Source organism: Anaeromyxobacter sp. PSR-1, from assembly GCF_000964525.1.
Lineage (GTDB): Bacteria > Myxococcota > Myxococcia > Myxococcales > Anaeromyxobacteraceae > Anaeromyxobacter.
Map to the genome: position 1 here is coordinate 1 of NZ_BAZG01000127.1, position 12,536 is coordinate 12,536.

General features: G+C 74.8%; 8 protein-coding genes and 1 pseudogene. 8 read left to right on the plus strand and 1 reads right to left on the minus strand.

From position 1 onward, the window contains the following. From PSR1_RS16450 to polA, 7 genes are all read left to right on the plus strand, one after another. Positions 1–758 (plus strand): carbohydrate kinase family protein (locus PSR1_RS16450; RefSeq protein ID WP_059438554.1); only part of this gene is annotated, 758 nt, incomplete at its 5' end. A 115-nt stretch (positions 759–873) separates the two neighbouring features. Beyond that, the gene (locus PSR1_RS16455) at positions 874–1,803 is read left to right on the plus strand and encodes a glycine--tRNA ligase subunit alpha (protein ID WP_059438555.1); all 930 of its coding nucleotides are present in this window, start codon (positions 874–876) and stop codon (positions 1,801–1,803) included. A 63-nt stretch (positions 1,804–1,866) separates the two neighbouring features. Further along, positions 1,867–3,972, plus strand: coding sequence for a glycine--tRNA ligase subunit beta (gene glyS, locus PSR1_RS16460; RefSeq protein ID WP_059438556.1), 2,106 nt, complete (start codon positions 1,867–1,869; stop codon positions 3,970–3,972). 48 nt (positions 3,973–4,020) lie between these two features. Beyond that, positions 4,021–5,403, plus strand: a complete 1,383-nt coding sequence (locus tag PSR1_RS16465; protein WP_237758064.1) for a hypothetical protein — start codon at positions 4,021–4,023, stop codon at positions 5,401–5,403. Continuing rightward, positions 5,400–8,126, plus strand: coding sequence for a hypothetical protein (locus PSR1_RS16470; protein ID WP_059438558.1), 2,727 nt, complete (start codon positions 5,400–5,402; stop codon positions 8,124–8,126). The genes PSR1_RS16465 and PSR1_RS16470 overlap by 4 nt, the downstream gene beginning before the upstream one ends. 80 nt (positions 8,127–8,206) lie before the next feature. Then, positions 8,207–8,827 carry an FHA domain-containing protein gene (locus tag PSR1_RS16475; RefSeq protein WP_059438559.1) on the plus strand — a complete coding sequence of 207 codons (621 nt, stop codon included), beginning with the start codon at positions 8,207–8,209 and terminating at the stop codon, positions 8,825–8,827. A gap of 78 nt (positions 8,828–8,905) precedes the next feature. Continuing rightward, a complete protein-coding gene (polA, locus tag PSR1_RS16480; protein ID WP_059438560.1) occupies positions 8,906–11,599 on the plus strand; it encodes a DNA polymerase I in 2,694 nt (897 codons plus the stop codon). A 25-nt stretch (positions 11,600–11,624) separates the two neighbouring features. On the opposite strand, the gene PSR1_RS16485 is transcribed toward polA, so the two are convergent. Next, entirely contained in the window at positions 11,625–12,128 is a 504-nt protein-coding gene (locus tag PSR1_RS16485; protein ID WP_059438561.1) for a DivIVA domain-containing protein, read from the minus strand. A 129-nt stretch (positions 12,129–12,257) separates the two neighbouring features. Between PSR1_RS16485 and PSR1_RS16490 the strand changes: the two are divergent. Next, a pseudogene (locus PSR1_RS16490) lies at positions 12,258–12,536 on the plus strand (DNA polymerase III subunit delta'); the annotation flags it as partial.

Genomic DNA, 12,536 nt, shown 5'->3' on the forward strand with positions numbered 1-12,536 from the left:
GGATGCTGGCGCGGCGGCTCGCCGCCGAGGGCATCGAGGTCTCGCTCCGGCTCGCGCGCGAGCGGCCCACCGGGATGTGGTTCGTGGCGCTCGACGCGGCGGGGGAGCGGACGTTCTTCTCGCCCAACGCGCGCTTCTCCGCCGACAAGCTCATCGCGCCCGCCGACGCCGACCCCGCCGCGATCGGCCGCGCCCGCGTGCTGCACGTCGGGACCTCGGCGCACGTGCTGCCGGAGGGCCGGGCGGCGCTGCGGGCCGCGGTGGAGGCGGCGCGGCGCCTCGGCGTGGAGGTGTCCTTCGACCCGAACGTCCGCGCGCACCTGTGGGACGACCTGGCGCCGCTGCGGGCGCTCTGCCAGGACGTGCTGCCGCGCTGCGCGGTGGCGAAGCTGTCGGAGGAGGAGATCGAGCTCTGCACCGGCGAGCGCGATCCCGGGCGCGCCGCGGCGCGGCTCGCCGGCATGGGCGTGGGAGTCGCCTGCGTGACGCTGGGCGCGCGCGGCGCGCTGGTCCGGCGCGGGGCCGAGGAGGCGCGGGTCGAGGCGGAGCCGGTGGAGGTGGTGGACACCACCGGCGCCGGCGACGCGTTCGTGGCCGGGCTGCTCGCGGCGCTCTCGCGCGGCGCGGCCCCGCTCGCCGACCGGTCCTTCGCCGAGGTGGTCGCGGCGGTGCGCTTCGCGAACCGGGTGGCGGGGCGCGTCTGCACGCGCGTCGGCGCGGTCGCCGGGCTGCCGCGCGCCGGCGAGATTTCCGTTTGACACCCGCACCTTACGGCCCTACGGTGCCCGTTCCCCGGCCCGTTCGCCGCGGCGCGGCCGCCCCGCCGGATGACCCGCGGGGACGCGCCGGCTCGAACGCGAGGAGAGGACGCGCGTGTACTTCCAGGACCTGATCTTGAAGCTCCAGAGCTACTGGGCGAGCCGCAACTGCATCCTCGCGCAGGGTTACGACCAGGAGGTCGGGGCCGGCACCATGAACCCCTCCACGTTCCTGCGCGTGCTCGGCCCGGAGCCCTGGAACGTCGCGTACGTCGAGCCCTCGCGCCGGCCGGCGGACGGCCGCTACGGCGAGAACCCGAACCGCCTCTACCAGCACCACCAGTTCCAGGTGATCCTGAAGCCCAACCCGCCGGACGTGCAGGAGCTCTACCTCGGCTCGCTGCGCGCCATCGGGATCGATCCGCGCGAGCACGACATCCGCTTCGTCGAGGACGACTGGGAGAGCCCGACGCTGGGCGCCTGGGGCCTGGGCTGGGAGGTGTGGTGCGACGGGATGGAGATCACCCAGTACACCTACTTCCAGCAGGCGGGCGGCTTCGAGGTGAAGCCGGTCGCGGCCGAGCTCACCTACGGCCTCGAGCGCATCGCCATGTACCTGCAGGACGTCGAGAACGTGTTCGACGTGGAGTGGGTGAAGGGCGTGAAGTACCGCGAGGTCTTCCACCGGAACGAGGTGGAGATGAGCACCTACTCGTTCCAGGCGTCGGACCCGAAGATGCTGTTCGGGCTCTTCGACACCTACGAGGCGGAGTGCAAGCGGCTCATCGGGCTGAAGCTGCCGCTGCCCGCCTACGACTACTGCCTGAAGTGCTCGCACGCCTTCAACAACCTCGACGCGCGCGGCGCCATCAGCGTCACCGAGCGCGCGGCCTACATCGGCCGCGTGCGCGCGCTGGCGCACGAGTGCGCCAAGGGCTACCTCGACTCGCGCGAGGCGCTCGGGTTCCCGCTGCTCCCGCCGGCCGATCGCAAGCAGGCGGTGGAGGCGGCGCGGGCGGCCCGCGAGGCGCGCGAGTCCAGGTGACGACCCCTCACCCCCGGGCCTCCCTCGCCGCGCGCGGCGGGGGAGCGGGGACGGAACGAGATCATGGCTGACCTTCTGTTCGAGATCGGTGCGGAGGAGATCCCGGCGGGCTTCGTGCCGGGCGCGCTCAGGCAGCTCGAGGACGACCTGGCGAAGGCGCTCGCCGAGGCCCGGCTGGCGCACGGCGAGGTGAAGGCCGTCGGCACGCCGCGCCGCCTGGCGGTCTGGGCGCGGGACGTGGCGCCGAAGCAGACCGACGCGCGCACCGAGGCGTTCGGGCCGCCGGTGGCCCAGGCCTACGACGCCGAGGGCAAGCCCACCCCGGCCGCGACCGGGTTCGCGCGCAGCCAGGGCGTGGACGTCGCGGCGCTGGTCCGCGCGCAGACGCCCAAGGGCGAGCGCGTGGCGGTCACCAAGGTCGAGAAGGGGCGCAAGGCGGAGCAGGTGCTGCCGGCGCTGCTGGAGCGGCTGGTGGCGGGCCTGCGCTTCCGCAAGGCGATGCGCTCGCGCTTCGACGAGGTGACGTTCGCGCGCCCGGTGCGCTGGATGGCGGCGCTCCTCGGCGGCCGCCCGCTCAAGGTGCGCCACGGCGAGGTCACCTCCGGTAAGGTCACCTACGGCCATCGGTTCCTGGCGCCGAAGGCGATCGCGCTGAAGGGCACGCCGGACGACTACCTGGCGAAGCTGCGCCGGGCGCACGTCCTCGCCGACCCGGAGGAGCGCCGCGCCGCGCTGCTCGCCGAGCTGGCCCGCGCCGGGAAGGAGGCCGGCGGGAAGGTCCGCGAGGATCCCGCGCTGGTCGAGCAGGTGCTCTACCTGGTCGAGGAGCCGAGCGCGGTGGTCGGCGAGTTCGAGAAGTCGAACCTCGAGCTGCCGCCGGAGGTGGTGATCTCCGAGATGCGCAACCACCAGCGCTACTTCGCAGTGGTGGACGGCAAGGGGCGGCTCAAGAACCGGTTCGTGGCCGTCTCGGCCACGCGCGTGAAGGATCCGGCGGTGGCGCGGCACGGCTACGAGCGCGTGCTCCGCGCGCGCCTCGCCGACGCGCGGTTCTTCTTCGAGGAGGACCGCAAGCGCAAGCTGCACGAGCGCATCGAGGACCTCGGCCGCCGCACGTTCCAGGCGAAGCTGGGGAGCGAGCTGGACCGCGCCCAGCGCATCGGCGCGGTGGCGAGCGCGCTGGCCCGCGCGCTCGGGAAGGACGCGCTGGTGGCCGACCTGCTCGAGGCCTCGCGGCTCGCCAAGGTGGACCTCAACACCGGCATGGTGGGCGAGTTCCCCGAGCTGCAGGGCACCATGGGCGCGCACTACGCGCGGCTCGAGGGGCTGAAGCCGGAGATCGCCGACGCCATCGAGGACCACTACAAGCCCATCGGCGCGGCGGAGGAGATGCCGCGCAGCGACCTGGGCGCGCTGGTGGCCGTGGCCGACCGCCTCCACTCGCTCGTCGGCATCATCGGCGTGGGCGAGAAGGCGACCGGCGCCGCCGACCCGTTCGGCCTGCGCCGCGCCGCCATCGGCATCCTGCGCATCGTCATCGCCCGCGGGTACCACCTGTCGCTCGCCGCCGCGGTGGAGCAGACGCTGGACGCGCTCTCCGGGGTGAAGCTCGCCGCCGGCCGCGCGCTGGTGGCCGAGCAGGTGCTGGACTTCCTGCGCGGGCGCGTGCGCGCCGCCTGGACCGAGCGGTTCGACGCGGACCTGGTGGAGGCGGTGCTCGCGGCCGGCTCCGACGACGTGGTGGACGCGCGCCGCCGCCTGGAGGCGCTCGCCGAGGCGAAGGCGCGGCCCGCCTTCGCCTCGCTCGCCGTCGCGTTCAAGCGGGTCGCGAACATCCAGGAGAAGGCGGGCGGCGCCGGCGCCGCCGCGGTGGAGCCGGCGCTGCTGCGCGACCAGGCGGAGCAGGACCTGCTGGCGGCGCTCGAGGAGGTGGAGCAGGAGGTGGGCGCGCGCCGCGCGGCCCGCGACTACCCGGCGGTGCTCCGCACGGTGGCGACGCTGGAGCCGGCGGTGGCGCGCTTCTTCGACGACGTGCTGGTGATGGCCGACGATCCCGCGCTCCGCGCGAACCGGCTCGGCCTGATGCGGCGGGTGGGGGCGCTGTTCTCCGACCTGGCCGACTTCCGCAAGATCCAGGCCGAGGCGCCGGCCCAGGCCAGGGCCGGGTAGGTGGAGCGCTTGACCCTCTCTCGGACGCCGGATTACGGTTCGCACCCCGTGCACCACGTCGCTCGACGCAGCGCCCCGCTCCTCCTGATCTGTCTCGCGGCCGCGTGCGGAAGCTCCGGAACCGCGCCGCTCTCGCCCCTCGATCGCTTCCACTACCCGGTGGGCGTGGCGGTCCGCGGCTCCGCGGGCCAGGAGCAGCTCCTGGTCGTCTCCTCCAACTACGACCTCGCCTACGACCGCGACGAGGGCGGGGTGCTGTTCTCGGTGGGGCCCGAGGCCAGCCCGCAGGACGGGCTCGCCATCGAGGGCGCGATGCGCATGGGCAGCTTCGGCGGCGAGCTGGCCGTGGCCGAGGCGGCCGCGCCGGCGGGGCTCGACACCTCGCCGGACGCCTGCGACCTGCCGCAGTCGGTGGCGCTGGTCGCGTCGCGCGCCACGCGGCAGGTCTACAAGGTGGCGCTCGGCGCCGACGGGTCGCTCACCTGCGGCCCGGACTGCCCGCAGCTGCTGCCCGAGGACTTCCTGGATCCGTTCGGCGTGACCGTGGCCTGCCGCAACGCGCGGCGCCCGCGCGCCTTCGTGACCGCGCGCCGCACCAACCGCGCCGTCTCCCGCCTGGTGGAGATCGACCTCTCCACCGGCGCGCAGCGGACCGCCGACTTCGGCTACGGGACGACGCACTCGGTCGCCTACGACGCGGCGCTCGACCGCATCTACTTCACCAGCAGCGCCGACTACGGCAGCGCCGCGCTGCGCTACGTGGACGTGACGCCCTGGTGCGACCCGCCGCTGTACCTGGCGGAGTGCCACGCGGACGTGGTCAATGTGGGCGAGTTCGTGCGCGGCGCCGACCTCGGCGGGATCGCGCTCTCCAACGCGAACGTGGACGCGGACGGCAAGCCGATGCCGCGCCGCCTCTACATCGGGGCCCGGCTGTTCGACGCGGACCTGGCGGCCAGCCTGGGCTGGCGCCCCGGCTTCGACACCGGCGGCGTGCTCATCGTGCTCGAGGTGGACGAGGCGCAGTTCGGCGTGCCGGCCTTCCGCTTCATCGGCGCGATCCCGGTCGGCTTCGGGCCGGCCGAGGTGCGCGTGCTCCCGCGGCGGCCCGGGAAGCGCGACGTGGTCGCGATCACGGTGTCGGACGAGGGCCTGCTCTGGATCTACGACGACGACGTCGGCGCCATGGCGCGCGTGTTCGGGCGCGACGAGATCACCGGCGCGCCGCTGCTCGGCCGCGTTCCCTACGGCATCGCCGTCCAGGATCGCGGCACCAGCGCGCGGCTCTACGTCACCGCGTTCGACTCCAGCTTCGTCACCCCGGTGGACGTGCCGCTCGACAACCCGGGCGAGGCGGCCATCGTCGAGGTGGCCGACCCCGCCGATCCGACGCGCCAGGTGCCGCGGCGCCTGGGCCAGGAGCGCCAGTGACCGCACGCAACGCCCTCCTCCTGCTGGCGCTCGCCGCGAGCGCCGGCTGCGGCAGCTCCGCGGCGAAGCCCGATCTCGGGCTGGTGAGCCCGGGCGGCGTGGCCGTGTTCCGCGGCCTCACCACCAAGAACGCGCTCGACCCCGCGCACCCGTACGTCGCGGTGGCGAACTCCGGCCGCGACGAGATCATCTTCATCGACACGCTCGACGACGAGCCGGTGCTCGCGCCGGTGGTGGTCCGGCCGCTCGCGGCGCCGACGCTCCCCGGCGAGCCGCACCCGACCATGCTCGCGTCGGTCGGCCTGCACGACGGCCAGAACGCCGACGGCACCGGCCTGCCCGACCTGCTGGTGGTGGTGTCGCCGGGCTCGTCGCGGCTGCAGCTCGTGGCGACCTGGGACCTGGCCACGCACGTGGTGCAGCCGCCCGAGCCGGACCCGCTCGACCTGGGCGCGCTCGCGCCCGGCGCGCAGGTGCTGGCCGTGATCGCCGTCCCGGTGCTCGAGCCCGGCGCGACCGCGGGCACCTGGCAGGTGGCGCGCGGCAAGGCGCGCGTGGTGGCGAGCCTCGCGGGCGGCCGGCTCGCGGTGGTGGACTTCGCGCGGCAGGCGGACGGGAGCATCGCGCCGAGCGCGGTGCCGGTGCTGCAGGACCTCGGCTTCGAGGCCCTCTCCCTGGCCGAGTCGCCCGACCACGATCGCCTCTACGCGGCCACCGTGGAGGAGGTGATCCCGGGGTCCGGCGTGTACGGCGTCGGCGAGCTCGACACCACCGGCGCGGTGGGCGCCTGGACGCTCCGCGCGCTCGACGCGCGCGTCGGCACCACGCTCGTCGCGGCCGCCAAGGTGACCGAGCGCTTCGTGGGCGTGCAGGACGGCGACACGTTCTGCGTGCGCCAGCCCGGCGAGCCCTTCTGCAAGGCGCCGAACGAGGATCTCCGCGTGTACGCGTTCCTCGACCCGGCCGCCTGCGGCCGGAGCGCGCGGATGCCGTGCGGGCTCGCGGTGATCGACCCGGCCGGCGGCGGCCTCCTGGCCGATCCCACCGGCGAGATGCCGTACCTCCCGCCCATGGCCGTCCCGAGCATCCCGGTGGCCATCGCGATCGCCGGGCCGACCGCGCTGCCGCCCACCAACGAGCCCAGCGACGCGCAGCTCTCCGTCGCGGGCGGCTACATGCTGCTCGCGCCGGGCTCGGGCCAGGTGAAGACCACCGGCGTCGCCGTGCTCGCCTCCGGCGACGGGCGCGTCTACATGGTGGACCTGGCGCGGTGGCACATCCCGCTCAACGCCTCGATCCTGCGCACCAGCACCCGCGCCAGCGTCACCGGCGGCACCGTGTTCTCGCCGTCGCTGGTCGTGCCGGATCCCGAGAACCCGGGCCAGTACCTCGTGAAGCCCTCGCGGCTGCGGCTGGGGCTCTGGGATCTCGTCCAGTGGCCGAAGGTGACGCGCCCGACCGCGGCGCTCGCCTCCAACGCCACCAACATGCCGAGCACGGTGCGCATCACGCCGGGCTACACCGCCACCGACACCTGGACCGTCATGTACCAGGGCCCGCTCCCCGGGCTCTCCGCGCGGGCCGGCCAGACCGGCGCGACCGCCGACGGCCGCCTGTGGCTCGCGGTCCAGACGCCGCTCCCGCGCTCCGACGGCTCCACCCAGCTGGTGGACGTGGCGCGGCTGTTCGACCCCTCGCTGGCGGTGCACGTCGGCGACATCGCGCAGCTGGCGCCCGCCAGCACCGTGACCGCCTGCCTCACCACCGACCCGGACACGGAGGGGCTCAGCACCACCTCGTACGAGACGCGCATCACCGCGATCCTGCCGCCCTCGGCCGCGTACCCCGGCGGCGCGGTGGCGCTCGACGAGGCGCAGCTCATCGACCTGCGGAACCCGGTCGCCTCGGAGCGGCTGCCCGCGACGCCCGAGTGCATCGCCGCGCTGAAGCAGGTCGCCCCGGCGGGCAACATGCTCGTCACCCTCCGCGCGGCGGGCCTCGTCGCGGGCGGCGCCTCGATGGGCTACGTGGGGCGGCCGCAGCTCGAGGCCGATCCCACCGCCGCGGAGCCGTTCGCGCTCACCTACTCGGCGCTGGCGCCGCCCCCGCTCGGCGAGGACGGGATCAGCTGCCCGATCCTGCCCTGGCCGGCCGAGGCGTACGGCCCGAACGCGCCGGCGGCGTTCACCGCCTGCGTGGACGAGGCGTGCCGCTCCGGGTGCGAGCGGCTCGTGCTCGCGCGCAAGGCGCGGCGCCTCTACTACCTCTCCGACCGGTGCCTCGACACCGTGGACGGGCCCAAGGCGACCGCGACGAAGGGCTGCTGGGTGGACTGGGCGGCCATCGCGGACGCGCTCCCGGACGCGAGCGGTCCCATCGTGTCCTTCCACCTCGGCTGCGCCCAGACGCAGGTGGACGGGAAGGGGGATCCGATCATCGACCCGCGCACCAAGACGGTGGTCGAGGACGTCTGCACCGCCGAGCTCGAGCGCGACATGTCGCTCACGTTCATCACGCAGAGCGGGATCACCTACGCGTACCGCGGCCCGACGTCCGGCTCCAACGCGGCCGCGAGCTTCCCGGTGGCCGCGGCGCCGTTCGACCGCAGCCCGTATCCCGGCAAGCAGGCGGACGGCTACCGGTTCTTCGTGACCTACTCGGAGAACTTCCTCATCGACCTCTCGCCCGGGACCGCCTACAGCACGTCCAAGGTGATCCGCTGATCCCCGCCCGGGGCGACCGCGTTTGACGGCCGCCCTCCGTCTGCTACGGTGGACGGGAGCGGGGTACGCGGAGGGCGCGCATGAAATCCGTCCGGCAGGTCGCGATCGCCGACCACCTGTGGGAGGCGCTCGGGCGCATGGCCGACGAGATGGGCGTCGATCGCGAGGGCCTGCTCAACCAGGCCATCCACGTGTTCGCCCGCCTCAACGGCTACGTGGTGACCGGCGGGGCGTTCGAGCCGCGCACCGAGCCCCCCGGCGCGCCGCGGGGACCCCGGCCCGCCATCCCGCCGCCGTCGCGCGGGAGCTCCGAGCGGCTGGCGGTCGCCGAGCGCGTGCTCCAGACCGCGGCCCGCCTCGAGCGCGCCATCCACGAGCGCACCCCGGGCGCTGGCCCGCCGCCGCTGGGGGAGGGCGCCGGACAGTCGCTGTCGCTGCGCCGCGACGACGGCTCGGAGTGGGAGGTGGCCCGCGACCGGTTCCTCATCGGGCGCGGGCGCCACTGCGACCTGGTGATCGACAGCGCCAAGGTGTCGCGCGAGCACGCGGCCATCGTCCGCGACGGCGACGCCTGGTTCATCGAGGACCTCGGCTCCGCGAACGGCACCTGGCACGACCAGGAGCGGATCCAGCGCCGCCGCATCGAGGACGGGGACGAGTACTTCGTCTGCGCCGAGCGGCTCCGCTGCGCGCTGAAGTAGCCTCGGGGCGGTCCCGTCCGGCGCCGCCGCGCTTTTCCCGCGCCGCCGCGCGCCCGCGCGGCTACCCTTCACCGCGACATGCCCACCCTGACCCTCATCGACGGCTCGGGCTTCATCTTCCGCGCCTACCACGCGATCCCGCACCTCTCCACCACCAAGGGGATCCCGACCAACGCCGTCTACGGGTTCACCAACATGCTGCTGAAGGCGCTGCGCGAGCACGCGCCCACGCACGTGGCGCTGGTGTTCGACGCGGGCCGCCGCAGCTTCCGCCACGAGATCGACCCCGAGTACAAGGCGAACCGCCCCGAGGCGCCCGACGACCTCGCGGCGCAGTTCCCGCTGGTGCGCGACGTGGCCCGCGCGCTCAACGTGCCGGTGATCGAGGAGCCGGGGTTCGAGGCCGACGACATCATCGCCACGCTGGCCAGCCACGCGCGCGCGGAGGGCTGGGAGGTGGTGGTCGTCACCGGCGACAAGGACTTCGCGCAGCTGGTGGACGGCGGGCTGTCCCTCTACGACCCCATGGCCGAGGCGAGCGGGCGCGGCGGGTGGACCGGCCCGGCCGAGGTCGAGAAGAAGATGGGCGTCCGCCCGGAGCAGGTGGTCGAGTACCAGTCCATCCTGGGCGACAAGATCGACAACGTGCCGGGGATCCCGGGGGTGGGGGAGGTGACGGCCGCGGCGCTGGTCCGCCACTTCGGCACCACCGAGGCCATGCTGGCGCGGCCGGCGGAGATCCCGGCGGCGGTGTCGCGCGGCGGGGAGAAGCTGCGGGACAAGGTGGTCGCGAACGCCGAGCGCATCCGCACCAACCGCCGGCTGGTCGCGCTGCGGCGCGACCTCGACCTGCCGTTCGCGCCCGAGGCGTTCGGCCGCCGGCCGCCCGACCAGGAGCGGGCCCGCGCGCTGTTCTCCGAGCTGGAGTTCTCGCGCCTGGTGAAGGAGCTGCCGCCGCCGCCGCCCACCGCCCGCGCCGAGACCCCGGAGACGATCGACGGCCGCGCCGCGCTCGACGCCGCGGTGGCGGCGCTGGTCGGGGCGGGCGGTCCGGTGGGGCTCCTGCCGGTGCTGGGCGAGGGGCCGCCGCGCACCGCGCCGCTGGTGGGGCTCGCGTTCGCCGGCGCCGGGCGCGCGTTCTACCTGCCGCTCGGGCACCGCTACCTGGGCGCGCCCGCGGCGCTCCCGGCGGCGGACGTGCGCGAGGGGCTCCGGCCGCTGGTGGAGGCGGCGCTGCCGCTGCACGCGCACGACCTCAAGGGCGCGGCGCACGCGCTGGCCCGGCTCGGGCTGGCGCGGTCGGGCCCGGGCGAGGACACCGAGCTGATGAGCCGGCTGCTCCTGCCCACCCGCCGCGAGCACGCGCTGGTGGACGTGGCGCGGGAGCGGACGAGCTGCGAGCTGCCGCGCAGCCCGGCCGACGGGGCGAAGCGCGGGGCGCCGGGCCTGGAGGGGCTCGAGGTGGAGCGGGTGGCGGCCTGGGCCTGCGCCTGCGCCGCGGCGCTGCCGGACCTGGCCGCGAAGCTCGCCGAGGGCCTGGAGACGGAGCGGCTGGGCGCGCTCTACCGCGAGGTGGAGCGGCCGCTGGTGCCCGTGCTGGTGGAGATGGAGCGGGCCGGCATCCTGGTGGACCGCGGCGCGATGGAGGGGATGAGCGCCGAGTTCGGCAAGGCGATGCAGGACCTGGAGGCGCGCATCCACGCCGCCGCCGGCCACCCGTTCAACGTCGCCTCGACCCGCGAGCTGGCGCAGGTGCTGTTCGTGGAGCTCGAGCTGCCGGTGGTGAAGCGGCTCAAGACCGGCCCGTCCACCGACCAGGACGTGCTGGAGAAGCTGGCCGAGCAGCACGCGCTGCCGCGGCTGGTGCTGGAGCACCGCTCGCTCTCCAAGCTGAAGGGCACCTACGTGGACGCGCTCCCGCAGCTGGTGGACCCGGCCGACGGGCGCATCCACACCACCTTCCACCAGGCCGGCGCGGCCACCGGCCGGCTCTCCTCCTCGGATCCGAACCTCCAGAACATCCCGGTGCGCACCGAGCTGTCGCGGCGCATCCGCCAGGCGTTCGTGGCGCCGGCGGGGGCAAGGCTGCTCTCGGCGGACTACTCGCAGATCGAGCTGCGCATCCTGGCGCACTACTCCGACGACCCGGGCCTGCTGCAGGCGTTCCGCGATCGCGAGGACGTCCACACCCGCACCGCGGCCGAGACGTTCGGCGTCGCGCCGGAGCAGGTGACCGCGGACCAGCGGCGCATCGCCAAGGTGCTCAACTTCGGCATCGCCTACGGCCTCTCGGCGTTCGGCCTGTCGCAGCGGCTCGACCTGCCGCCGTCGGAGGCGCAGGGGATCATCGACCGGTACTTCACGCGCTACGCCGGCGTCCGCCGCTACATCGAGTGGGCCGTGGAGGAGGCGCGCGCCAAGGGCGAGTCGCGCACGCTGTTCGGGCGCGCGCGCGCCATGCCGGAGATCGGCGCGCGCAACCCGGCGCTCCGCAACGCGGCCGAGCGCACCGCCATCAACACGCCGATCCAGGGGACGGCCGCGGACATCGTGAAGATCGCCATGATCCGCGTGCACGACGCGCTGGCGCAGGAGCGGCGCGAGGCGCGGCTGCTGCTGCAGGTGCACGACGAGCTGGTGCTGGAGGTGCCGGAGCGGGAGCTGGAGCCGGTCGAGGCGCTGGTGCGGCGCGAGATGGAGGGCGCGGCCCGGCTGAAGGTCCCGCTCGAGGTCCAGGTCGGCCACGGCCAGACCTGGGCCGAGGGGCACTGAGCGGGTCGCCGGCGGCGGGCGGGCGCTACTCGTCCGCGGCGCGGCGGCGGCCCGGCATCAGCTGCACCGCCTCCTCGCGCGAGGGCTCGCGGAACGCCTCGATGAGCTTGAGGTGGCTCTCGACCAGCGTGCGGACGTTCGCCTCGAACTGGACGCGCTGCCGCTTCAGCTCGTTGATGTCGTCCACGATGCGCAGGAAGCGCGAGTGGGCGCCCTGGACGATCTTCTCGGCCTGGAGCTCGGCGTCGGAGATGGTGATCTCGGCCTCCTTCCGGGCGGAGTCGCGGATCTCCTCGGACGCCTTCTGCGCCGTGACGAGCGTCTCCTGGAGCGCGCGCTCGCGCCCCCGGTGATCGGCGATCTCGTCCGCCTTGCGCTGGTTGTCCTCGCGGAGCGCCAGGTTCTCCTTCACCAGCCCCTCGAACTCGGCGGCGACGAGCGCCAGGAACGCCTCCACCTCCTCGGCGTCCAGGCCGCGGAAGGTCCGGCGGAACTGCTTCTGCGTGATGTCGAGGGGGGTGATGTTCATGGGTCGCTCCGGCGGTCATGATAGCGGCCTGCGGCCGGGTGTCCATCTCGCCCCCGGCCGCCGGGGCGCGGGCGCCGCCCCGGGAAGCGGCCGTGGGTTCCGGCGCTTATGCTATGTTCCGCGCCGCCCATGCCGTTCTCCGAGCTCATCGCGCAGGAACGCGCCGTCGGCTCGCTCCGGTCCGCGCTCCGGCGAGGCTCGCTGCACCACGCCTACCTCTTCGGCGGCCCGGAGGGCGCCGGCAAGGCGCGGGCGGCCCTGCTGCTCGCGCAGGCCGCGAACTGCGAGGGCGGGCAGCCCGGGCCGGGCGGGCTCCGCGAGGACCCCTGCGGCGCGTGCGGCCCGTGCCGCAAGATCGAGAAGGGCCTCCACCCCGACGTCGTGGTGCTCGCCGAGGAGCGGGCCATG

What these genes read in the sequence shown, in the direction of transcription:
- glyS (WP_059438556.1), top strand. Translation starts at nt 1,867, where the DNA reads ATGGCTGACCTTCTGTTCGAGATCGGTGCGGAGGAGATCCCGGCGGGC.
- PSR1_RS16475 (WP_059438559.1), top strand. Translation starts at nt 8,207, where the DNA reads ATGAAATCCGTCCGGCAGGTCGCGATCGCCGACCACCTGTGGGAGGCG.
- polA (WP_059438560.1), top strand. Translation starts at nt 8,906, where the DNA reads ATGCCCACCCTGACCCTCATCGACGGCTCGGGCTTCATCTTCCGCGCC.
- PSR1_RS16485 (WP_059438561.1), bottom strand. Translation starts at nt 12,128, where the DNA reads ATGAACATCACCCCCCTCGACATCACGCAGAAGCAGTTCCGCCGGACC.